This is a genomic window from Gilvimarinus algae, assembly GCF_030518215.1.
GTDB lineage: Bacteria > Pseudomonadota > Gammaproteobacteria > Pseudomonadales > Cellvibrionaceae > Gilvimarinus > Gilvimarinus algae.
On sequence record NZ_JAULRT010000062.1, the window covers coordinates 574,924 to 598,011 of the forward strand.

Genomic DNA, 23,088 nt, shown 5'->3' on the forward strand with positions numbered 1-23,088 from the left:
GTATAGGTTTGGTGCGTCTGTTGCCGCGCGAACTGTCGCGCCAGTGCGGTCCCCGGTTTTATGCTTGCCGGGTAACTTGTTACCGAGCTAATCGTTGCCGGGCCCAGCCGCTTGCTCAGTCGCACCGAAAAGCCGCTCGAAAACACCGTCGAGCGCTTGTTGGTCAGGCTCGAACTCAATGTGCGACCGGGCTCTTGCCAAAGCGCGTCGCGCTGCTGCCAAGGCGGCGTGATGAAAGTGTGTATCTATCGCGGCCAGTGCGCCTAAGGATTTTTGCAGGCGAATTTGCACTTCAAGCATGGTTGCCCCGTCGCGTGCGATGGGGCTGAAAAAATCGATAAACAGCTCTTCTAGTTCAACGCGCGGCACCCAAACCCGCGGGTAAGGAATCTCGTAGTCGCTGACATCCTCGGGTGTGACTTTCCAGGCGCTTATCAAGCGCACGCCGCGGCCCAGCACTTCAATAGCCGTGCCGGGATCGTTAATGCCCGGAGAGAGCGCACGCGAGGCAATTTCAGCCATGACCAAGAGCCCGAACCGTGGGTCCTGATCAAAAGATCGGGTATCCCCCAGGGTAATCGCGTTGTGCAGTGGTTTGAACTCATCGTCAGAGCTCTGGACGCTGCTATAGAGCAAGGCTCTGTGGGGGTGAACAAAAGAACCCGGCAGGCAGGCAATGTACAGTTGAGCCTTTCGCTCATCCGCCCACTGATTGAGAGCTTGAACGTCGATATGTTGGATATAGCCCGTGGCCGAGCTGTAAATTGCCTGACAGCCTTCGGGTATGTCGTCCAGGCTGTCGAGCCTTTGTCCGTCCAGCCAGGGGTGTTCACTGCGCCTGACGATAGCCGCCATGGCCGCGCTCTCGACCCGGTCAGCTATCTCGCTAAAACGGCTCAGCCTGGCCAGGTGATTAATCCAGAGTAAAATGGTACCGACAATCAACACCACCACGGCGATGGTGACGACGAACAGTATCACGCGCCCTTCGTCGCCATAGACGCCGGTGCTGAGCGCAATGATGCCGACTAACGAGTAGACAAACGAGCCGACAAACGTCGCCAAGGCGTTCTGCGTGGTCGTATCTTCTATGAGCAGACGTGTAGCCCGTGGGGTAAGGCTGTTGGCGGCACTGCTGTGGGCCGTCACCATCACGCTTAGGGAAAAAGTCGTCACCGCAAGCATGCTGGAGGCGAGAATTGACAGAATTTTATCGACCGCTTCGGACCCGATGAGCCCTGAAAGAGAGGCGGGGATAAACCCCTTGAGCGCAATAGCGATCAGCGCCGTGGCCACGGCGAGAATGGCAAAGGCCAGAGTACGCATCCAAAGGGCGCGGCTCAACTGCAGGAGTTTCCATCCGAACTTGGTGAGCATAAGGTGTGCTTCCTGGATTATTCGCTATCGGCTCTGCGCCTGGGTCTCCATACTCCGAGCTCAGGGGCGAGGTGCGATTCAACTTGTGCCAGCGCTGGGGTATGATGTTCGGGCTTCGCGGTCAAGCAAAGCGCTGCGTGAATACTGGCACAATGCCTGTTTAATGGAAAGGAAAGACGTATGATAAATCGCCCTATGTTTCTACTGCCTGGCTTGCTGACCGTTGTGAGTATGGGCGCAAGTGCAGAACCGCTGGAGTTGGAAAGCCGCTTTGATTCCAGTGAGGTCGATTGGGTAATGCAGCCAGGCAGCGCCACGGTGTCCGGCACAGCCTCTATTCGTCTGGAAACTGGTGAGCAGAAAGGTTGTGGCGGCTTTCATGTAGAGCTCCTGCCGGCGGCCGATTACGCCAACGAGCGAATTTTTCGAACTTACGGCAATAACGATCAGGGACAAATCTTGATGTCTCAAGATCCGCCGAGCTTTACCCCCGACGCCAAGGCCTATCATGAGCTCAACCTAAGCGCCCCGTGTAACGAAGACAACCGGTTTGAGTTTTTGCAAGTGCCGGCTGGGGACTATTATGCGATAGGGTTTATTATTTGGTCCGAAGGTGACACGAAAAAAGGCGGCGGAGTGATGAAGCGAATTCGTGTGACTGAGGGCGAAAGCCTCGTTGTGGATATTTAACGGCATTCAATGGTCGCTGTGTCAGAACGAGCCATTGGCCCTAAGGCGATGACCCCTCCTTCTGCGGCAGTTCGAATTCTTCTGCTATAAAAACCTTAACACTTGATGAACTCTATCAGCATTCGTTATGCCCGGTGTCTCATCGGGCATAGCGAATGGACCTTTGGTTAGACTCTCTGTAACGCTTTCTCCAGATCGGCGGTCTTGCGTCTGGCGAGCGCCAGATTGGCGGATTTTTTGTCCAGGACCAAATAGATAAACAGGCCCTCGTTCGAGGTGCTGGGCCGTATGATGTGTAGCTGGGTGTCCAGGGTGATCAGTATGTCCTCGATGCCGCCGTCGATGCCCAGACTTTTCATGGTTTTCAGTTTCGCTTTGACCACTTCACTGTTGCCGGCTGCCGCCAACTCCAGATCGACGCCGGCGCCGTCGGAGGCCAGCAGCATGCCGGTGGTGTAGTCCACAATAGCGCATCCAAGCGCTCCGTCAATTTCCATTAACCCTTTTTTAATATCATCAAGATTGCTCATTGGCTTCTCCTTCTATGAACAAGTATTGCCTATACCGAGGCAATGGCGGAATCGGGTGTTAACTCATGAATCTCGTTGGCCAGTCGCGTGATCAAAAGGCGCAGGCTGGCAATGTTCAGCGACTGTTGCGCAGACATCACTAGCACGTAGTTTTTTCCCTGCAGCTCAAGATCGACGAAGGCGACGTTGCCCTGCTGCGCTTCGATAAAAGTAACCTTAAAGCGCTTACCCAGAATCTGTTGAGCCACCGCGTTACTGACAGAGTGAAGTGTGCTGGCCGCGGCGGACAAGCTGTCTTCTTCAATATTGTGGTTGGCCCGGTTGAGGGTGTATACCGGAAAACCGTCGGTGGTCGACAGAGAAATGACTTCAACCGCTTCGTTCTCCGCGTACTTTTCGCAGAGGGCTTTAATAGGCTTATGCAGGGTTTTATCAAATGACATCTCTGTGTGCCTCCATCGGGTCGTGCACGGTGTCTTGCAGCGAGTCGAACAATTGCAACAACAGCAGAGAGGACTCCACCTCTCTCGGGTCAAGGCAGACAATCGGTGCTGTCACACCATTTTGTTCAAGGGCGTAGTGTAAAATATCAACGAACAGGTCAATTTGATCTTCGTCCGCAGCGAGGTCGCTGTGGGTCAGCCCAATTACCAGGGGCAACTGGTTTTTCATCGGGTCAAAATGATTCAGCACATCATTCAGGGCGCTGACGTTGAGCTCATCGTTGTATTTCACTAGAACCAATAGCCCCCATAAGCCCTGCTTGACCATATCCCAGAGCAGCTGAAAGCGCTTTTGTCCGGGTAGACCATAAAGGCCGAGCGCAATGTCGCTGTCCAGGCTTAGCCTGCCGTAATCGATACCGACAGTGGTGTATTCTTTGCCAATATCCACACTGGATTTTGCCTCTGTCACAAAAGGGGAGATCTCGCTGATGGTGTGCACCAGTTGTGTCTTCCCCGCCCCGACTTCGCCGACAATGGCGAGTTTGTGATAAATCCTACTCATGACCGGCGATTCCTTTGGCCCTGTGGTTGCTGATAAAACTGCGCAATGCCTGGCTGAATCGACCCCTGGCGGGAGCCGGAGCCTTGTTTTCCCGCTGTGAGCTCAATATGCGTAGATTGTCCGGCTCGGCCACGGCGATCACCTCTAGGGCTCTGGCCTGCTGTAATCGATGAAGCAGCTCTGTCAATTCCTGCTCATGAGCAAAGAGGTTAAGGGAAACCAGCCGCTGGTAGGGAACGTGCTTTTTAATCAGTAACGGACAAAGCTTCATAAGTGCGGCGTCGAGTCTTAGCTGAGTTGGGCGCGGCCAGGAAGGCATGGACAGTACCGTGTCGCGAAAAGGAGCGCTTTGCTCATGACTGTCGATTTGTTGCTTGCTGGTCGGCGCGCTGGTCTCCCCCATGTTAAAGAGCTTGTGATAGCGAATAGAGTCAATAGCGCCCGACAGGTTCAATCCGCCTTTTAACAGGTTTTCTATCTTTTTCAGGTGTTGTGCATGGGCGTCACAATTCTCGCTGAGCAGCTTTATCGACCAGCGACTGAACGCGGGCTTTTCGATGTGCTCGTTAACGATAATGGAGACATCCGAGATTCTTGGGTCCCTGTTGATTCTGTAGATGACTTTTGCCAGCTCATTGGCTTCGCCTTCAGCCACTTGCAGCAGGATGTTTTTGAAGACTAGAAAGACGCCAACAATATCGTGCTCTTTGTTGTACACCCGCGCGGTGTCAAAGGTGTTGAAAACCTGCTCGGAGTAGCGATTATTATTGTCTGGCCCGTCGATGGAGCTTAAGCAGGCGATGCGTTTGAGCAAGGTGAAATTCCCTCTTCGTAGTCGGTGGCAGGTTCGATATAAGAAAAGCTTTTAAACACGTTGTGAAATCAAGCTTAGTTGAACTTATGGTTGGCGCAAATTCGCGATTATTCTAATTTATCATTAGAAACGGTCTTTCTCTAACCCGAGCGATTTCCGTGACGGATTGCTGGCGAAAAAGTAAAAATACAGTTTTCTGATCGTAAAATAGCAGTAAAATCGGCGCAGTTTTTTTCGCGTAAACTTGCTTTCTAAATTTTAGTGCCAAAGGGTTGTGCGAGGCTGGAGCGTTTAAGGCGAAGCGTTTGGAGAGGTGAGTGTAAGCGGATAACAACAAAAGCGCGATTGAGAGTTGGGGTTTGGGCGCCACTCACTGTGTAGTGACGCCTCAGATCCTTAGGATTAGGATTGCAGGGCCGGAGTGGTATCCACCAGCCAGGCGGCTGTGCCAATCAGAGCCGCTTTGTCGTTGGTGACCATATGCACCGGAATGTCCTCCACGTAACCGCGCATAACGCCCTTGTGCAGATAGCGTTTGATAAAGTCGGTCTGTGGCAAGTAGTGAGCGATCTTGGGAACAATGCCTCCGCCCAAATAAATGCCGCCAAGCGCGCCCCAGCTTAGGGCTTTGTCGCCCGCGACGCTGCCGAGTATATTGCAAAAAGCTTGCAGCGCTTGTTCGCACAATGCGTCCTGATGTTTCATGCCGCGTTCGCTGACATCGGCCGGTTGTAAATCCTCGGCGTCTTTACCTTCAATCGCGGCCAGTGCCTTGTATATAGAAACCAGACCCTGACCCGAAAGCAGATGCTCAATGGAGACATGATCAAAGCGCTTGCGCAGTTCTTGCAAAATGGCAATTTCGGTATCTGTCGTCGGTGCAAAGCTGCAGTGACCGCCTTCGGTGGGGATAATCTTCCAGGCTTTATTGACAGGTGCCAGCAGTGCCGCGCCAAAACCCGTGCCCGGCCCCATGACACCGATGGGCGCGTAGGGGTTGGCCTCGGTGTTGTACAAAGTGGTGATGTCTTCTTTTTGCAGGTGAGGGGCGGCGTAGGCGAGTGCGGAATAATCGTTGATGACGTCCAGCGCCTGCATGTTCAGCTCGTCGCGCAGGCGCGAGATGGAGAATTCCCAATTGAGGTTGGTGACTTTGACGTGCCCGTCCTGAATGGGACCGGCGATGGCCAAACAAGCAAACTTGGGCATGCTAATGCCGGCTTGTTTGACATAGTCACGGATCATATCGGCGAGGGTGGGGTAGTCGGCACTTCGCAGGCTGATCTGCTGCTCGGCGTTATAGCCTTTGCCGTGAGAGCAGGCGTTGACCAGACCGAAGCGTCCGTTGGTGCCGCCGATATCAGCTACCAGAATAATGCTCATACTTGTTGTTCTCCTCGCGCTGGCTTGATGCGTTGACCGGCCACCAGCTTACCGGTATTGCCCGGTCCTGCCCAGTGTCCGCCATGTTATCGATACAAAATGCGCCGCAGTCTAGTTTGAATTGACAGCGCTGTCAATAATGGTGTAGTTTGCGCCGCAATTCGCTATGCTACGGCAAGCCGAACGATAACGACACGAGGCCTGCAAAAGGCCCACAAAACCCTGACACATAATCTCTGGAGGTAGCTGTGCCCTGGCCCAAAGTCACCAGTGTGGTGAAACCCGATGCGAATCTGGAAAAACGGATTGATGACCTTCTCGCGCAGATGAGCGTGGCTGAGAAAGTTGGCCAGATGATTCAGCCCGAGATCAAACAAGTGACGCCGCAGGACATCAAGGACTACCACATAGGTTCTGTGCTAAACGGTGGCGGGTCGGTGCCGGATAACAATCGCTATGCCAAAGCCGCCGATTGGGTGGCGCTGGCCGACCGTTTTTTTGAGGCCGCCGCCGATGGCTCAGACGGCAAAGTCTATATTCCGATTATGTGGGGCACTGATGCTGTGCACGGCGTGGGTAATGTCGTTGGCGCGACTCTCTTTCCGCACAACATCGCGCTGGGCGCGACGGACAATCCCGAACTGATTCGTCAAATCGGCGAGGTCACCGCCCGTGAGATCGCGGCGATTGGTATCGATTGGGACTTCTCTCCCACCGTGGCCGTTGCCCGCGATGATCGCTGGGGCCGCACCTATGAATCCTACGCCGAAGACCCTGAATTGGTGCGCGCCTATGCCGGCAAAATGGTGGAGGGCTTGCAAGGGGCGGGCGACACTAGTGACTTTTTAAATCAGACGCATGTCATTGCTACCGCCAAGCACTTTATTGGCGACGGCGGCACCATTAACGGTATTGACCGTGGCGATTGCATTGATGACGAACAGACGCTCTGTGATATTCACGGGGCAGGTTACATCAGTGCTATTGAGGCGGGCGTGCAAAGTGTGATGGCTTCGTTTAACAGCTGGCACGGTGAGAAGTTGCACGGACATCAGCATCTGCTAACCACCGTGCTCAAGGACACCATGGGCTTTGATGGCCTGGTGGTGGGTGACTGGAACGGTCACGGGTTTATTGAGGGCGCTAGCGTGTTGGATTGCCCCCACGCGATTAACGCCGGTCTCGACATTTTTATGGTGCCTGACCCGGATTGGAAAACCCTGTTCACGAACACCGTTGAGCAAATCAACTCCGGTGTGATTCCCATGGCGCGCGCCGACGACGCTGTGCGCCGCATTTTGCGGGTTAAGCTGCGCGCCGGGTTGTTCGAGCGTGACAAGCCCTCATGTCGACCGCTTGCGGGTCGCGACGAGCTAATCGGTGCGCCAGAGCACCGCGCCGTCGCCCGCCAGGCGGTGCGCGAATCGCTTGTATTGCTGAAAAACAAAAACAACCTCCTGCCGCTCAGTCCTTCGCAGCGAGTGCTGGTGGCCGGTGACGGGGCCGAGAATTTGTCCAAGCAGGCCGGCGGCTGGTCGGTTACATGGCAGGGCACGGGAACCAGCCGCCGGGACTTCCCAGGCGCCTCCTCGGTGCTGGACGGTATTCGCGACGCTGTCGGTGCAGCCGGAGGCGAGCTTGAATTCAGTGAAGATGGAAGCTATCAGCAAAAGCCGGACGTTGCCATCGTTGTTTGGGGTGAGGCGCCCTACGCCGAGATGCAAGGCGATGTGCAGAATCTGCTCTATAAAGAGTCCGCTGGGCGCGATTGGGCGCTGCTGCAACGACTCAGGGCGGAGGGAATACCGGTGGTGTCGCTGTTTATTACCGGGCGTCCCCTGTGGGTAAACCGAGAGCTCAACGCCTCTGATGCCTTTGTGGTGATTTGGCAGCCAGGCAGTGAGGGCGCAGGTGTGGGCGATGTGATTTTTACCGCAGCCGACGGCTCGGTGCCGCACCCGATAAAAGGCAAGTTGACCTTCTCCTGGCCGCGCGACCCGGATCAAGTGCCACTCAACCTGGGCGATGCCGACTATGAGCCGCTCTTCGCCTATGGTTATGGCTTGCGCTATGGCGAGGTGGATACCCTGGGCGATGACCTACCTGAGGCCTACGATGCGCGCTTCGAGGCCAGTGACGCCATGCCAATATTCAACCGCCGACCCATAGAGCCCTTTGGCATTGTGCTTGAGGGCTGTCGTAATGACCGCGTCACCATGACTGGTAACAGTGCTCAAACCACCAGTATCAGTGTTACTGCTGTGGATCGCGAGGTTCAGGAGGATGCCCGTCGCGCCGTCTGGAACGGTGCGGGGGAAGGGCTTGTCGCTCTCACCACCCGCGATCGTCAGGTGATGGTGGACTACTTGGAGAACAACGGCGCTCTTTTGTTTGACGTTAAGGTGGATCGTGCCCCGAGCGCCGCTGTGATTTTGCGCCTTGGCTGCGGCCCCAACAGCAACTCTGACCTGGAGATTACCGATACTCTGACCAATTTGACCGGCCAGGGCTGGGCAAGGGTCACCGTGCCGCTTAGGTTATTCCCCGATGTGGGCTCGGATTTTGGTCTGGTCTTACCGCCGGAGGAGTTCTTTTACCGTATTCTGGAGCCGTTTACCCTGGTAACAAGCGGCGAGCTGGATTTGCGCTTTTCCTATGTGGAAGTCAAAAAGGCAGCAGCGGGCGAGGGTATAGAGGTGAGCGCCTGCTAACTCCTTAGGCTTTCGGCTCACCGGATCGCCCGGTGGGCTTGATTACGCCGGCCAAATGAATACCATAGGCCCGCTCACAGCCAGTGAGTCTGGCATGCAACTTCTGGCGCAGGCAGGCGTCTAAGGCGCGTTACGGATCCCACCCGGGACTGCGGCAAAGAATCCGAACAACGGTCAGACGCAGTACAAGCGAACATACTATGGTAAAAGTCCGCCAAGACCACCCCATCGCCGAAGATGGCAGTGTCGACATTGATGCGTGGCTGCAGCGCCTGGAAGGCATAGAGCAGCAAACGTCTCCTACCCTTGCTGAACTCAAGCGCGCCTGCGAGCTTTGTCAGAGCGTGGATGTTCTGCCAAGTGTGGCACAACACCGCTGGGGCGAAGGCAGCAGTTGCTTTCGTATTGGCCTGGAAATGGCCGAAATTCTCGCCGACTTGCAGCTCGATCAGGAAACTCTGGTCGCGGCCATCCTCTACCGCACGGTGCGCGAAGAAAAAGTCCCGCTGGAAGACGTCGAGGCCCAGTTCGGTGAAACCGTCGCCAAGCTGATCAAGGGGGTGCTGCGTATGGCGGCGATCAGCTACCAGCGCAGCGAGTCGGAAGAGCGTGTCTTTGGTCGTCAGTCGGAGGAGCAGGCCGAGAATATCCGCAAGATGCTGGTAGCCATGGTCGATGATGTGCGAGTGGCCCTGATCAAGTTGGCCGAGCGCACCTGCGCGATTCGGGCGGTAAAAACCGCATCGCCTGCGCGCCGCCGGCAGGTGGCACGCGAGGTTTCCGATGTCTATGCGCCGCTCGCCCATCGTCTGGGTATTGGTCATATCAAATGGGAGCTGGAGGATCTATCGTTCCGCTATCTGGAGCCCACGGATTACAAGCGCATTGCCTCTTTGCTGGATGAACGACGCATTGCCCGCCAGGAATACATCGATAACGTCTTGGCGCTGTTGCGTGAAGAGCTGCAAAGCGCGAGTATCGATGGTGAAGTCGCGGGCCGTGCCAAGCATATTTACAGCATCTGGCGAAAGATGCGGCGCAAGGGTATTGGCTTTTCCCAAGTCTATGACATTCGCGCGGTGCGCATTCTGGTGCCGAGCGTGCGCGATTGCTACACGGTGCTGGGCATCGTCCATAGTCTTTGGCGCAACATCCCTCACGAGTTTGACGATTACATCGCCTCGCCCAAGGAAAACGGCTACCGCTCACTACACACTGCGGTCATCGGCCCGGAAAACAAGGTGCTGGAAATTCAGGTGCGCACTTACGCCATGCACGAAGAGGCCGAGCTGGGCGTCTGCGCCCATTGGCGCTACAAGGGCACGGATACCGATGCCTCGCAGGATGGCTACGAGCAAAAAATTGCCTGGCTGCGGCAAGTGCTTGAATGGCACGATGAGCTGGGCGGCAACAGCGAACAGTTGCAGGAGGATTTCAAATCCTTTGATCAGGATCGCATCTACGTCTTTACCCCCGAAGGCCATGTGGTGGATTTGCCCAAAACCGCTACGCCACTGGACTTCGCATACCGTATTCACACCGATGTGGGCCACCGCTGCCGGGGGGCAAAAGTCAACGGCCGAATAGTGCCGCTCAACTACCACCTCAACACCGCGGATCAAGTGGAAATTCTTACCGGTAAGCGCGAGGCGCCCAGTCGCGATTGGCTGTCGCCGGCTCTGGGTTATGTGAACACCGCCCGTGCCCGTGCCAAGGTTCAGCACTGGTTTAAAGTGCAGGCTCGCGATGACAATATTGCCGAAGGACAGGCACTGCTTGATCGCGAATTTAAACGTTTAGCGCTGCTGGATCTGGATTTTGAGGAACTGGCCAAAAAGCTCAACATGCAGTCGCTGGATGATCTCTACGCGGCAGTGGGTGCCAGTGATATTGGCGTCGGTCAGGTGCTCAATGCCGCGCAACGGCTGATTGACAAAAAACACCCGAAAGAGCCAGTCATACCCTTTAAAGCGCGTTCGCCCAAAACGAAAAAGGAATCCGACGTTTACATCGAAGGCGTGGGTAATTTATTAACGCAAATCGCCAGCTGTTGTAACCCGGTGCCCGGTGATGCCATCACCGGTTACATTACCCTCGGGCGCGGGGTGTCTATTCATCGCGCCGACTGCAGCAACGTTTTGCAATTGCAGTCGGATGAACCCGAGCGCATCATCAAGGTGGATTGGGGCGCGGCTCCGCAAAGCAGTTATTCGGTGGATGTCATTATCGAGGCCTATGACCGCTCGGGGCTGTTGCGCGACATTACCTCATTACTCGACAACGAACGCATTAACATCAGTGCCATGCAGACCTTGTCGGACAAGCGCAAAAATACTGTGGATATGCAGATCACCGTTGAAATCCGCGGCTTTGATGAGCTCAGCCGTGTACTGACGCGCCTGAATCAGCTGCCCAACATTGCCTCGGCAAGAAGGAAGTTATAGCGTGCAAAGTCGAGGACCGGCGGGGTGTTTTTTGTGGCTCGAGTGAGTTTACAATGCGCTAACCGCCTATTCTAAGGACGCTTATGGCATCGCCAACCTACAGCCTGGACGATTTGATTTACCTGATGCAGCGCCTGCGGGATCCGCAAGACGGCTGCCCGTGGGACTTGCAGCAAACCTACCAGAGCATTGTTCCCTCTACTATTGAAGAGGCCTACGAGGTCGCCGATGCCATTGAACGTGGCGACCTAGATCATCTGAGCGAAGAACTGGGTGACTTGCTGTTTCAGGTGATTTTTTACAGCCAGTTTGGCGCGGAGCAAAAGCGCTTTGACTTTCATCAGGTGGTGGATACTTTGGTGGCCAAGCTGGTGCGTCGCCATCCTCATGTTTTCCCCAACGCCAATCTCTACGAGCGCTACGGTGATCAGCCTGCCGATGAAGCCGCCATTAAGCAGCGCTGGGAAGACATTAAACAGGAAGAGCGCGCCGCCAAAGGCTCCAGAGGCACGCTGGACGATATACCGCTCAATCTCCCGGCGCTTACCCGCGCCGCGAAACTGCAAAAGCGCGCCGCGCGCACGGGTTTTGATTGGGATGATGTCCAAGGCCCCATCGCCAAAGTGCGCGAGGAATTGCAGGAGGTCGAGCAGGCGCTGGCGAGCGGTGATATGAGCGCAGTGGAGGCCGAGCTCGGTGATCTTTTATTTGCGGTGGTGAATATCAGCCGCTACCTTAAGCAGGACCCGGAGGGTTCACTACGCCGCGCAAACCATAAATTTGAGCGCCGCTTTCGCTATATTGAAGCGAATGCGACCGATGCATTGAATAAACTCTCTCTTCAGCAAATGGACCAACTCTGGGATCAGGCCAAGCGTGAGGGCCTTTGAGCTCAAACCGCTCGCAAGCGTTAGGCAAGGTAAAGGCCGTTGTTTTCATCAGTGCAATTTGTTTAAGGTAGCCTAAAACCATAATCACCCAAAGGCTGCCGCTATGCGCAAACGGACTCGTCCCTCTCATCTACTCCCCAGTTTGTTTGCTGCGCTTTTGTCGTTAGTCGCCTGCTCGGGCGGCGGTCAGTCGACGGCACCTATTGCCGACAATCCCGCCAGCCGGGCATCGTCCAGCGCGTCTTCCGTGAGCAGCGTCGGCGCCTCTTCTTTACCGTCGTTGAATTTCATCGCACCCGATGACCCGGCCATTCGCTACACCGGGCGGGTGGCCGTCACTCCAGAGGCTGCCAGCTACGACTGGGCCAATACGCAAATTGAATTTCGCACCAACGCGGCGGCGGTAACGCTGCTACTGGACGACGGGCTGAATGATTACAATGTGTTTGTAGGTGGTGAGCTTCACTCTAAGGTGTCAACGGCCTCCGGTCAGGGCGACTATCCTCTCAGTCTGGGCGAGGGGGAGCACCGGGTTTTGCTCACCAAGCGCACGGGTCCTAACTTTGGCGCGGGGCGCTTTCTAGGGCTTCAGCTGTCCAGTGACGGCGAGCTCTTACCCTTGCCGCCGGCGCCGGAGCGAAAGCTAGAGTTTATTGGCGATTCCTACACCGTAGGCTATGGCAATGAAGGGCCGGGGCTTGACTGCGGTGGCGTACTGCGCCCCTATGAAAACAGTTACCTCTCATACGCGCCCATTGCCGCTCGAGCCTTGGGCGCGCAAAGCCATTCCATTGCGATATCCGGTTTTGGGGCCGTGCGTAATTACGGCGATGAAGATTCCACCAGTGCGACGCCAATGCCGTTTTACTACGGCAGAACGCTGATGGCCCGCGATGATCTGCCTTGGGGGTTCAGCGCCTGGCGCCCTGACGCCGTGGTGATCAAACTGGGTACCAACGATCACAGCACGCCGCCCATGCCGGAGGCCAGCGTGTTTATCCAGGCTGTGCAGGATTTAATTGGCCAAGTGACCTCGGCTTACGGCGAGTTACCCATCGTCCTTTTGGCCGATAGCTCCCTACCGCAAGTGGTGGAGCGGTTACAGGCGGCAGCCCACGAGCAGGCGCAAATGGGTAACCCGCACGTGCATTTCGTCCAGGTCTCCCATCCACCCCAGTCCCAGCTCGGGTGCGACTGGCACCCGCTGGTGGCCGGGCATCAGGCCATGGCCAATCAGTTGGCTGAGGCGCTCAGGCCTATTATGCAGTGGTAGTCAGGCCTGCCCTGACTCCTTAAAGTGCTCTGCCATAAGCTCCAGAAATCGCGCTAAGCGTGGAGGCATAAAGCGGCGTTCAGGGTAGAGGGCATAGAGGGTCATCTTGGGTTTTCGGGTTTTAGCCAGAATTTCAACCAGCTCGCCAGTATCGAGAGCGTTTTGGCAAATAAAACTCGGAATAAACCCAATGCCCTCTCCGAGCTTGATGATCTCCAGCAAAAAGACAGAACTGTTGGCTTTGAGTTGACCGCTTATGGCAATGCCTTGTCCACCGACCGGCCAGAGATTTTTGTCACGAAAGTAGGTGTATTCAAAGCAGTTATGTTTTTTTAGATCGCTGGCGCGTCTAATGGGATCGTGCGAGGCGAGGTATGCCGCTGAGGCGCAAATACGGTAATCAAAATGCGTGAGCACGCGGCCCACGTAAGGGGAATCAAAACTGCGGCTGGCCACTCTCAGGCCCACATCGAAATTGTGTTGAATCAAATCCAGTGATTCGTCCGAAAGCTGGATGTCCAGTTCTATATCCGGGTATTGCTGCATAAACGCGCTGATGGCAGGCCGCAAGGCCGTTAGGCCGAGTGCCATGGGTGCATTGACTCTGAGTTTGCCTTTGGGAAGCTGCAGCTCATCTTGAATATGAAGCTCTGCCTCATCGACTTGTTGCAATATATTCCGGCAGCGTTGTAGATAGGCATCGCCCAGTGGGGTGAGCTGCAGTTGTCGCGTTGAACGCTGCAGCAGGCGAGCGCCCAAGGCGTCTTCAAGCTTGGCTATTTGTTTGCTTACCATGGATTTGGTCGTTCCGCATTGCTCGGCTACTTTGCTGAAGCTGCCAAGCTCGCTGACTTGAACCAGTAGCTGCATGGCTTTGAGCTTATCCATGGTATCCCCCAAGGAAACAGTAGGTATCAATTGTAGTTATATATTCGCTAAGTCGGCAAGTCTATAGTGGGCCCTGTCAACCAAGTTATCTTTACACAGGAAAGCTACTATGTATCAGTTGTACTATTCACCGGGAGCGTGTTCATTGGCCACTCAGGTGATTTTGCGTGAGCTGGGCCAGGATTTTTCCCTTATTAGCAAGGCCGAGATCGCCGACTATTCGCAAATCAACCCAGTGGGCGCTGTGCCCGCGTTAAAAACAGGGGATACTGTTGTTACCGAGGGCGCTGCGATTATTCTCTATCTATTGGAGCGCCATGCAAATCAGCTGCTGCCCACCGATGCGCAGGCTCGTGGTCGGGTGATTGAGGCCTTGATGTTTGCAAATGCCAGCATGCACCCGGCCTACAGCAAACTGTTTTTCCTGGCTGGTAGTTTGGAGGACTCCGAAACCAAAATGGCGCTGCTTTCAGCCGCGGCTCAGAAGGTTTCAGCGCTCTGGGAAGTAGTGGAAAGCCGGCTTGAAGTGCACGCCTACTTGGCCGGTGAGGTTCTGAGCCCGGCCGATATTTTGTTGGCCGTCTACGCCGCTTGGGGGGAATTCTTTCCTGTCCGCATTGAAATAGGCCGCAGGTCAAAGGCACTTATCGATTCGGTCAGAGCCATGCCCAGCTACCGGGCATCGGTAGCGGCCGAGCAGAGTAAGGTGGCCTGAGAATGTCTGCCAGTGATTCTGTGCAGATTGAACGCTTGGTCGAGGACTATTTTACGGGCTTGCATCGTGCCGATCGTGCGTTACTCGACACCGTGTTCGATGATCGGGCGCAGCTGCAGGCTCCGGGGATTCGCCGCACGAAAGCTGAGTGGCTGGAGCTCGTGGTCAGTCGCCCGGTGCCCGCCGAGCGTGGGGATGCCTTTGCTTACCGGTTGGAGGCCATTGATCTTTTCGGTGAGCAAGCGGTGGTCAGAGTCTATTGCCCGCTGCTCGGTCGTGAGTTTGTAGACTTTCTCAGCCTGCTGAAAGAGCAAGGGCGCTGGCGTATCGTCAATAAAATGTATGCGGATAAACCCTAAGGAGACAAAAGTGCCTTACGTGAATATAAAAGTGACTAATGAAGGGGTGAGCCCCGAACAAAAGCGTCGGCTGATTCGTGGGGTAACCCAATTGCTGGTGGATACCCTGAACAAAGACCCCAAAACCACTTTTGTGGTGATTGATGAAGTCAGTACCGATAACTGGGGTATCGGTTACAAGAGCGTTACCGAATTAAGAGCTTAGGGGTCGAGAACTTTTATCACAAGGAAGTGTCCGTAAAAGGGTTCATATTACTGATCAGGGAAGGTTTGCCATGCCCCTCTTTTTTCGTCTCTTACTCGTGTGCTTGTTGACGAGTATACTGTTCGCTTGCTCCTCCATGCCCGTCGGCTCTATGCTGAAAATGCGCTCTGTCGACCCCCTGACCATGGATGGACGTCAGTTAAAAATCGCGGTAATTCTTCCCAAACGTATCGACATCTCCCAGGCCCATGTAGTGATGCTGCTGGGTTTTGACGCTGTGGATGACCAATTGGATATTGCGGAAAACCTTGAGTTTTCAGCGGTCTCTGAACAGCGCTTACCCGCCGACTTTGTCTATTCCCTTCAGCCAGAAGAAAATTTGGTGGTGATGGAGCTGACCGACGAGCAGGCCCGGCGCCTGACTCAGATGCAAAAGCGCATTGCCGATAAAAAGGCTGAAGGTGTTGAAGGCAAGGGTGCCCTGGGTTTTAGCGTCAGTGGCTTTTGTCTCAAGGACACACCTGAGGGCGATTCATCGCTGATTGCCAATATTTACCTCCAGCTCGACACAACCCAGGAGTACATGCATTTGATTCGCGATTTGGACCTTACCGAGCAAGACATAGAGGCGGAGCAGGCCCTGTGTAAGAACTGGAAGGGTTATCAGGGCACTAACCAGTTGGCGTGCTCGCCCGCGTGGGTAAAAAGAGTGTCGGCTGCACTGCCGGTGACCGATGGCGCAGGCCATGGACCCGATCCAGGTTCTGTCGAATGGCAGGGCGCGCTGGAGTTTGCTTTGGGTCTTAGAGATGACCCCGATGTGCCGCCTCGCCAATCACAGCAATGGTGTGAGTATATTGCCGGTCATCTGGAGGCGCGGCAGTGATACTCTTTCGATCGCGATTGTTTTCTGGGGGAGTTGCGGGCGTTTTGTCCTGGTTTGCCGTTTCGGTTGCACAGGCAGACGAATCACTGGCTTTTTCGCAGCGACTGGCTGCCGCCGCTTTTGAGCGCACAGAGCACAGAGTCGTTTACGATGGCCGCTATATACCAATGGACTACCCCGGTGGCGATGTGCCTGCGGGTATCGGTGTCTGTACCGATGTCGTCATTCGTAGCTATCGCGCCCTCGGCATAGATTTACAAGAACGGGTGCATAAGGATATAACTGCCCACTTTAGTGCCTACCCCTCTCGCCGGATATGGGGTTTGACTGCGCCAGACAGTAACATTGATCATCGCCGGGTGCCGAACCTGCAAGCGTTCTTTGCGCGCCACGGTGAGGCGCTCGCAATAACCGATAGCGCGGGCGATTATCTGCCCGGCGATTTGGTCACCTGGATGTTGCCAGGCAATCTTCCACACATTGGTATTGTCAGCGATCGCACCACTGCGGCCGGCGTGCCTTTGGTGGTCCATAACATCGGTGCGGGTCCGCAGCTGGAGGATCGCTTGTTTGCTTACCCTATTAACGGGCACTATCGCTATCACTCCGACACACAATAACAAGCAAGGAGCCGGAAATGACACCAATAGCCCGAGCCGCGTGGCTTTTAATGATGTTTGCGGCACCGACTGCTATGGCCGAGAGCGTCGCCAACTGCGATCAACCCGTTGAGCTCTGCACTTTTGTGCTCTACAGCGAGCCGACCGGTGGTTATACCGTGAGCGGGGAAGCGCGCGCCAAACAGCGGTTTTCTCCTTTTTCGACCTTTAAGGTGGCCAGCTCGGCCATTACTTTGCAAACTGGTGTTGTTCGGGATTTAACACAGCCACTTAATTACAGCCGGGATGACTATCCGCCAGAGCCCTGGTGGCCAAGCTCCTGGCAGCGCACTCCCATGACGCTCCCACAGGCTTTTCAGCGCTCGGCGGTACCTGTCTACCGTACGCTGGTCTCGCAGATGGGGTCAGAGGCTATGACAAAATGGCTACAGGCCTTTGAGTATGGCAACCAGGATATCTCCTCAGGCCTGGATGACTTCTGGTTGAGCGGTTCTCTGCAAATTTCAGCCCTGGAGCAAGTCGCGTTTTTACGCCGCATCGCCAATGATGAGGTGGGGCTGGATGCGGAGGTGACTTCCCGTTTGTTGAAGGTGATGCAAGCCGAAAAAGCAGACCAATACACCCTCTATGCCAAGACCGGCGCTGGTTACTTGGCTGTGGACGAGACACTTGGCTGGTACGTCGGTTGGGTGGACAACGCCGAGGGCAGATACTATTTTGCTCTTAACGTATCCGGTAATACCGTTGCCGATATTCAAGCTCGTCGCGAGGCCTTGGCAAAGGCCTATTTACGTCAGGCCGGGTTGATCACCAATTGAGAATTCCCATGTCCGATAACACAGCGCCCCAAACCCTTCACCTGAAAGCCCTGGACGCTATTAGCCGGGGCGAATGGCACGTGGCCCATGAAACCGTCCAAGATGAGACGGATAGGTTATCGTGCTTGATACACGCCTACCTACACCGGCTAGAGGGCGATATGGGCAATGCTCGTTATTGGTATGGCCGCGCTGGAGAGCACATGCCGGCCAATACCCTGGCTCAGGAACTGGCGCGCCTACAAAAGGGGAAGAATGATAAGGGCTAGCCGAAAATTGAAAATGAATATCATTTTATGCCTGTGTATAGCGCTAACTAATAAAGCCCCTAGACATTATTAATATTTATCCGGGCAGCCATAGGCTAGACTGGCTATAGTGGGGTAATAGTGACGCATAAAATAGCTTTTTAGGCTGGCACAGAGCCCTCCCTGTGCCCTCGCGTGGTCAGCAACGAGAACTGCTTTGGATACCCGAGAAATACGTCCCGGCTTTTACGATAAAAGCAAGCGCAGCATCAAGATACCCGTGGGTGAACTGCGGGTAGGCATGTACGTGTCCAAGCTGGACCGGGATTGGCTCGAAACGCCGTTTTTGCTGCAGGGCTTTCTCTTAGAAAGTCAGGACGACGTCGATACCGTGGCCGAATACTGCCAACATGTCTGGATTGACGCCGTACAGCCAGAGTGGGTGCCGCCCGACGAACACGGTGTTATGGAGCCCAAAACTCGCAAGAAAACCACCTATATCAACAAAGTCTCCGCCCGGGATGAGCACGACCAGGCGCTGGGCGTTTTTCGCGAGGCGCGGCGGCTCACCAAAACCATTATCGACGATATCCGCCTCGGTGGTACCCTCAATACTGAGGAGGCCAAGTCGACGGTCAAATCCTGTGTCGACAGTATTTTGCGCAATCCAGATGCGCTGCTGTGGATGACCAAAATTCGCAACCAGGATAACTACACCGCCGAACATTGCCTTAACGTGTGCATTCTGGCCATTGCCTTTGGTCGGCACCTCGGCTTTAGTGAGGCCGAGCTGGAAAAGCTCGGCTTGTGTGGCTTGCTGCACGATGTGGGCAAAATGCGTGTGCCTCCCGAGGTGCTCAATAAGCCGGGCCCCTTGGATAAAAAGGAGTGGAACCAAATGCGCGCCCATGTGATTCACGGGCGTAACCTGTTGCTGTCGAGCCCCGGCATTACTCACGCTGCCGTCGACGTCGCCTACAGTCATCACGAACGAATGGACGGGCAGGGTTACCCGCGCAAATTACCCGCCTCGGGCATCTCTGAGTTTTCTCGTATTATTGCCTTGGTGGACGCCTACGATGCCATGACTGCCAAGCGTTGTTATGCACCGGCTATTCCCACTACGCAGGCGTTGAAAATCATCTACAAAGATCGCGGCACTCACTTTGATGAGCGCTTGGCGCTGGCGTTTATTAAGAGTGTTGGACTCTATCCGCCGGGTTCGCTGGTAGAACTTAAAAACGGGCTCGTCGGGCTGGTGCTGGAAGGCAATAAGCAATACCGTCACCTGCCAAAAGTCATTCTCTTGGCGCAGGGCGATGAGCCGCTGGAGCGCGAAAAAATTGTGGATCTTGCTCAGGTAGAAGCTGGAAAACTTGATAAGAGCTACTTAATTCGCGACACCCTGCCCGATGGAACTCACGGAATTTTTGTCCGCGATTATCGCGAAAAAGGGCTGGTGTTTAAGAGTTGATCGCTTTTGGGTATTCAGGGCTTGAGAATGGATAACAAGGAAAAGCTCCAAGTGCTAAAGCGCGCTGCGGCGGATGATCTTAGGTTTAATCAAACCGAAGAAAGCAGGCACTAAAGCGTTGGCTTGTCTCATAGCACCGTCAAAAACCTTCTATCCCGTTTTGTGTATTAGAGCTCGGTTTGCCGAATCAAGAAAGTAAACTCGACCTGGGGTTTCGGTTTGTAAATTTCCAGATCAAGTAAGAGGTCGGTCTAAGCGCACTGCAATTTCTTTAGGCGCCACTAGGTTATCGCTAAGCGGAATTGATTGAGTCTCGGGCTACCCATCGCAATTCGAGAATCGCTGCAAGCGCTCTAATCCACATACCCCTCAGTCACTTCCTCCACCCAATTCATAAACACTTTTAACCGCTGCGCCTGGTGTCGCCGGTTGGGGTAGACCATAGAGAGCGGCATGGGTTCGGCCGGAAAATCTTCGAGCACTTCTACGAGGACGCCCTCGTTAAGGTATGTCAGGACGCCCGCTCGGGGGGCCTGAATAATGCCCAACCCCGCCAAGCAGGCGCTGGTGTAGGCCATAATACTGTTGACCGTTAGGGCCACAGGTACCTGGCAGGTGCTATGGCGCTGCCCATCGAGGTACTCAAAGTCGCCCGTTTGGCTGCCGAGGGTTTGACTGTAATCGATCAGACGGTGGTTGGATAGTTCAGCGGGGTGCTCGGGTTTGCCCCAGCGTTCGATATAGCCGGGACTAACGCAATTAGCCATGCTCAAACGGCCCAGTGGTCGGGCAATCAGCCCCGAGCTGTGGACGTTGCCCACGCGCAACACGCAATCAAATCCCTCACGGATCAGGTCTACCTGCCGGTCGCTGCAGCTGAGCTCAAACTCGATGCCTGGGTAGTTGTCGAGAAAGTCCGGTAGTTTGGGCACAACCAAATTCCGGGCGAGACCGGTAGGCATGTCTACCCGCAAGCGTCCACTCACTGTGGCCGGGGTTTGCTGGAACATGGACTCCAGTTCATCCACATCGGCCAGTAAATCCCGGCAGCGCTCGTAATAGGCTTGTCCATCCGGCGTTAGGCTGACCCGGCGCGTGGTGCGCTGCAGAAGACGTGCACCCACCTGACTCTCCAGCTGGCTAACAGCTTGAGACACGCTGGCTTTGGGCAACCCCAGACTGTCGGCTGCGGCGGTAAAGCTAGCTTGTTCGGCCACGCGTACAAAAACAGTCATCGCATTAATACGGTCCATAATGCCCCAATTGTTCAAAAATTTTGAACAGTTTAACCAAAAAATACAGGTTTATCCTGATTTTTATGACCAATAAGCTAAGGGCGTGATTTACTCAACCTGGGAGAAACGAGATGACCAACAAGATTGCTTTGATTACTGGCGCAAGCCGCGGCTTGGGACGCAACATGGTTCTGCACCTGACGCGAATGGGCGTTGACACCGTCTTTACCTACCACACCGACGCTCAAGCCGCCCAAACACTGTGCGCCGAGGTGGAGGCTATGGGCGGTAAAACCCATGCGCTGGCGCTGGATGCCAGCGACATCGTGTCGTTTGAGCCCTTTGTCAAAGCGCTGCGTCAGGCGCTAGAGGTTAACTGGCGGCGCGACAGCTTTGATTATTTGGTCAACAACGCCGGTATTGGTATTAATGCACTGTTTGAGCAGACCACGGAGGAGCAGTTCGACCGGCTGATGAACATTCATGTCAAAGGGGTGTTTTTCTTAACGCAGGTTCTGTTACCTGTCATCGCCGACAGTGGGCGCATCGTGAATATCTCTTCGGGCCTGACCCGCTTTTGCTATCCCGGCTACGCTGCCTATGGTGCCATGAAAGGTGCTGTTGAAGTGCTGACGCGCTACCTTGCCAAAGAGCTGGGCCCCCGGGGCATTCGCGTTAATACCCTGGCGCCGGGTGCTATTGAAACCGACTTTGGCGGTGGTCATGTCAGAGACAATGCCGAGCTGAATCGCTTTATCGCCTCGCAAACCGCGCTCGGGCGTGCAGGTCAACCAGACGATATAGGTGGAGCTATCGCCGCTTTGCTGGCCGATGATAGCGGTTGGATCAACGCCCAACGTCTGGAAGTCTCTGGTGGCATGATGCTCTAGCTCGCGACTGCTTTCGCGAGGCTGTCAAACCTACACAGGGTTCTATAACATCGGCGGTAGAGAGTGCAACAAGGTATTTGTTGTCGCTAGCGTTTTTAAGGGAGATTTTGGTTTGGCGAAAGCCGCACGAAAGAAAGTTGTGCTTCAAGGCTATCTGCTGGTGCCAGAAGCGGAGTTGGCGGCCGTGCTTGTGGAATTGCCCCGGCATATTGCCCTTACCCTGGCCGAAGAAGGCTGCTCGGTATTTGTGGTTCAGCAAGATTCGGAAAATAGATGCAAATTTCACGTGTACGAAGAGTTTGTGGATAAGGCCGCTTTTGCGGTCCATCAAGCGCGGGTGCGTGATTCGCAGTGGGGTTTGGTGTCGGTCAACGCTGAGCGGCATTATCAGGTGATGGGACTGGAGTAGCTGAAGAAACTCTGGCTTAGAATGTGCTCTCTGTTAGGATCGCTCTGTTTTATGGATAAAAATATTGTAGACATTTTGCAAATGCACTCTGGTGAATTTCTCTGTCACTCTCTTGGCGTTGCGTGTGTTGAAAGGGAGGAGGGTTTTCAACACATCCTAATCGCACCTCAAGAGCCGGCTTGGGTCTCAGAGGTGCTGGAAATTAACGAATTCTTCGAAAATATTGGATCTGCGTTATTGTATTTCTGTCCGCAAAGTGAAGTTGCAGCTTTTTATTTGGCAAATCCCAAAGAGTGGCGCGAGCTGGAAGATGGCATGTTTGCTTGGATCGAAGTGCTTGATGATGACGAGAAGAGAGAGGTCCTTCCATCTTGGTTCGGACAGCATAAGGTTATTGGGGAGGTACCGGCGAGCGGAAACTACTTGCTCTGCGTAGAAAGTGGCGCTGAGTCAGGAGCGATATACATTTTTGACCACAATGGGCTCGAGTTTCATAAGCTGGTGGACAGTCTTCGGGAGTTTATCTTAACTGCGTTAGATCCGACCCCTCGTTTTCTCTCGTACATGGCCTCCTTTATGCGGTTCGTTACGCATGACAACTACGGCGATCAGTGGTGGATAAAGGAACTGAGACACAGCTGTGGAAAGGTGGTGTCTAAGGAGGTTTAAAGCTATTTTTTTGTGCTTTGAATCATAGAAAACGCGTCTGCGAAGCGCTCAGGCGATATACTCAATCCCTGTGATATAAAACACCTTATCCCCCTGTTCACTTTTGAGCACCACTTCATCGTCCACTTGCTTTTTCAGCATGGCGCGGGCGAGGGGGGAGTCCATGCTGATTTTGCCTTCGCCGACATTAAATTCATCGGGGCCGACGATGCGGTAGCGTGACTCCACACCGTCGTCGTCCTCAAGAGTGACCCAGGCGCCGAAGAACACCCGAGTTTGATCGTCCGGCAAGCGGTCGACGATGGTGAGCGCCTCGAGCCGTTTGGTAAGAAAGCGCACGCGTGAGTCGATTTCCCGCAGTCTTTTTTTGCCGTAGATATAGTCGCCGTTTTCCGAGCGGTCGCCGTTTTTCGCCGCCTCATGCACCACATCGGTGACTTTAGGGCGTTCCTCTTTCCACAGATAGCGTAGCTCGGCTCGGAGCGCTTCGGCACCTTCAGCGGTTATGTAGGCCGAGCTTTTCGGGCGCGGCGCTCGCCAGCGGCCCATCGC

General features: G+C 54.7%; 24 protein-coding genes and 1 pseudogene. 16 read left to right on the forward strand and 9 right to left on the reverse strand.

From position 1 onward, the window contains the following. Positions 1-87: 87 nt before the first annotated feature. On the reverse strand, positions 88-1,377 hold the full coding sequence (locus QWI16_RS17370) for a DUF2254 domain-containing protein (RefSeq protein WP_302715111.1): 1,290 nt from the start codon (positions 1,375-1,377) through the stop codon (positions 88-90). 180 nt (positions 1,378-1,557) lie between these two features. On the opposite strand from QWI16_RS17370, the gene QWI16_RS17375 reads away from it, so the two are divergent. After that, positions 1,558-2,067 carry a hypothetical protein gene (locus QWI16_RS17375; protein ID WP_302715113.1) on the forward strand — a complete coding sequence of 170 codons (510 nt, stop codon included), beginning with the start codon at positions 1,558-1,560 and terminating at the stop codon, positions 2,065-2,067. Positions 2,068-2,234: 167 nt separating this feature from the next. On the opposite strand, the gene QWI16_RS17380 is transcribed toward QWI16_RS17375, so the two are convergent. The 5 genes and pseudogenes from QWI16_RS17380 to glk form a co-directional block, all read right to left on the reverse strand. Continuing rightward, positions 2,235-2,597, reverse strand: a complete 363-nt coding sequence (locus QWI16_RS17380) for a hypothetical protein (RefSeq protein WP_302715114.1) — start codon at positions 2,595-2,597, stop codon at positions 2,235-2,237. Between the two features lie 29 nt (positions 2,598-2,626). Beyond that, positions 2,627-3,040: a roadblock/LC7 domain-containing protein gene (locus tag QWI16_RS17385; RefSeq protein ID WP_302715116.1), complete on the reverse strand. Its 414-nt coding sequence runs from the start codon at positions 3,038-3,040 to the stop codon at positions 2,627-2,629. Next, positions 3,030-3,605, reverse strand: coding sequence for a GTP-binding protein (locus QWI16_RS17390; RefSeq protein WP_302715117.1), 576 nt, complete (start codon positions 3,603-3,605; stop codon positions 3,030-3,032). The genes QWI16_RS17385 and QWI16_RS17390 overlap by 11 nt, the downstream gene beginning before the upstream one ends. After that, entirely contained in the window at positions 3,598-4,419 is an 822-nt protein-coding gene (locus tag QWI16_RS17395) for a BLUF domain-containing protein (RefSeq protein WP_302715118.1), read from the reverse strand. Before QWI16_RS17395 ends, QWI16_RS17390 begins: the two co-directional genes overlap by 8 nt. 402 nt (positions 4,420-4,821) lie before the next feature. After that, a pseudogene (gene glk, locus QWI16_RS17400) lies at positions 4,822-5,823 on the reverse strand (glucokinase); the annotation flags it as partial. 227 nt (positions 5,824-6,050) lie between these two features. On the opposite strand from glk, the gene QWI16_RS17405 reads away from it, so the two are divergent. From QWI16_RS17405 to QWI16_RS17420, 4 genes are all read left to right on the forward strand, one after another. Beyond that, positions 6,051-8,513, forward strand: coding sequence for a glycoside hydrolase family 3 protein (locus QWI16_RS17405; protein ID WP_302715119.1), 2,463 nt, complete (start codon positions 6,051-6,053; stop codon positions 8,511-8,513). A 200-nt stretch (positions 8,514-8,713) separates the two neighbouring features. Then, positions 8,714-10,957: a GTP diphosphokinase gene (relA, locus tag QWI16_RS17410; protein WP_302715121.1), complete on the forward strand. Its 2,244-nt coding sequence runs from the start codon at positions 8,714-8,716 to the stop codon at positions 10,955-10,957. An 83-nt stretch (positions 10,958-11,040) separates the two neighbouring features. After that, positions 11,041-11,847 carry a nucleoside triphosphate pyrophosphohydrolase gene (mazG, locus tag QWI16_RS17415; protein ID WP_302715122.1) on the forward strand — a complete coding sequence of 269 codons (807 nt, stop codon included), beginning with the start codon at positions 11,041-11,043 and terminating at the stop codon, positions 11,845-11,847. 103 nt (positions 11,848-11,950) lie between these two features. Beyond that, complete coding sequence (locus QWI16_RS17420; protein ID WP_302715123.1) at positions 11,951-13,120, forward strand: SGNH/GDSL hydrolase family protein; 1,170 nt, start codon at positions 11,951-11,953, stop codon at positions 13,118-13,120. Here the strand turns inward: QWI16_RS17420 and QWI16_RS17425 are convergent, their stop codons facing one another. Then, entirely contained in the window at positions 13,121-14,008 is an 888-nt protein-coding gene (locus QWI16_RS17425; protein ID WP_302715124.1) for a LysR family transcriptional regulator, read from the reverse strand. A gap of 109 nt (positions 14,009-14,117) precedes the next feature. Between QWI16_RS17425 and QWI16_RS17430 the strand changes: the two genes are divergently transcribed. The 8 genes from QWI16_RS17430 to QWI16_RS17465 all read left to right on the forward strand — a co-directional run bounded on the left by QWI16_RS17430 (position 14,118) and on the right by QWI16_RS17465 (position 19,333). Further along, on the forward strand, positions 14,118-14,723 hold the full coding sequence (locus tag QWI16_RS17430; RefSeq protein WP_302715126.1) for a glutathione S-transferase family protein: 606 nt from the start codon (positions 14,118-14,120) through the stop codon (positions 14,721-14,723). A 2-nt stretch (positions 14,724-14,725) separates the two neighbouring features. After that, on the forward strand, positions 14,726-15,082 hold the full coding sequence (locus QWI16_RS17435; protein WP_302715128.1) for a nuclear transport factor 2 family protein: 357 nt from the start codon (positions 14,726-14,728) through the stop codon (positions 15,080-15,082). Positions 15,083-15,092: 10 nt separating this feature from the next. Continuing rightward, a complete protein-coding gene (locus tag QWI16_RS17440; RefSeq protein ID WP_302715131.1) occupies positions 15,093-15,287 on the forward strand; it encodes a tautomerase family protein in 195 nt (64 codons plus the stop codon). 106 nt (positions 15,288-15,393) lie between these two features. Next, entirely contained in the window at positions 15,394-16,173 is a 780-nt protein-coding gene (locus QWI16_RS17445; RefSeq protein ID WP_302715134.1) for a hypothetical protein, read from the forward strand. 44 nt (positions 16,174-16,217) lie between these two features. After that, entirely contained in the window at positions 16,218-16,793 is a 576-nt protein-coding gene (locus tag QWI16_RS17450; RefSeq protein ID WP_302715136.1) for a DUF1287 domain-containing protein, read from the forward strand. A 17-nt stretch (positions 16,794-16,810) separates the two neighbouring features. Next, positions 16,811-17,611: a penicillin-binding transpeptidase domain-containing protein gene (locus QWI16_RS17455; RefSeq protein ID WP_302715138.1), complete on the forward strand. Its 801-nt coding sequence runs from the start codon at positions 16,811-16,813 to the stop codon at positions 17,609-17,611. 8 nt (positions 17,612-17,619) lie between these two features. After that, positions 17,620-17,880, forward strand: a complete 261-nt coding sequence (locus tag QWI16_RS17460) for a hypothetical protein (RefSeq protein WP_302715140.1) — start codon at positions 17,620-17,622, stop codon at positions 17,878-17,880. A 196-nt stretch (positions 17,881-18,076) separates the two neighbouring features. Beyond that, positions 18,077-19,333, forward strand: coding sequence for a cyclic di-GMP phosphodiesterase (locus QWI16_RS17465; protein WP_302715141.1), 1,257 nt, complete (start codon positions 18,077-18,079; stop codon positions 19,331-19,333). 353 nt (positions 19,334-19,686) lie between these two features. Here the strand turns inward: QWI16_RS17465 and QWI16_RS17470 are convergent, their stop codons facing one another. Then, entirely contained in the window at positions 19,687-20,568 is an 882-nt protein-coding gene (locus tag QWI16_RS17470; protein WP_302715142.1) for a LysR family transcriptional regulator, read from the reverse strand. 131 nt (positions 20,569-20,699) lie between these two features. Between QWI16_RS17470 and QWI16_RS17475 the strand changes: the two genes are divergently transcribed. The 3 genes from QWI16_RS17475 to QWI16_RS17485 all read left to right on the forward strand — a co-directional run bounded on the left by QWI16_RS17475 (position 20,700) and on the right by QWI16_RS17485 (position 22,536). Beyond that, entirely contained in the window at positions 20,700-21,458 is a 759-nt protein-coding gene (locus QWI16_RS17475) for an SDR family NAD(P)-dependent oxidoreductase (protein WP_302715145.1), read from the forward strand. Between the two features lie 112 nt (positions 21,459-21,570). Then, entirely contained in the window at positions 21,571-21,867 is a 297-nt protein-coding gene (locus QWI16_RS17480) for a putative quinol monooxygenase (RefSeq protein ID WP_302715147.1), read from the forward strand. 51 nt (positions 21,868-21,918) lie between these two features. After that, positions 21,919-22,536 (forward strand): hypothetical protein, encoded by a 618-nt coding sequence (locus QWI16_RS17485; protein WP_302715150.1) that lies wholly within the window; start codon positions 21,919-21,921, stop codon positions 22,534-22,536. Positions 22,537-22,584: 48 nt separating this feature from the next. Here the strand turns inward: QWI16_RS17485 and greB are convergent, their stop codons facing one another. Next, positions 22,585-23,085, reverse strand: a complete 501-nt coding sequence (gene greB, locus QWI16_RS17490) for a transcription elongation factor GreB (RefSeq protein WP_302715152.1) — start codon at positions 23,083-23,085, stop codon at positions 22,585-22,587. Positions 23,086-23,088 lie beyond the last annotated feature (3 nt).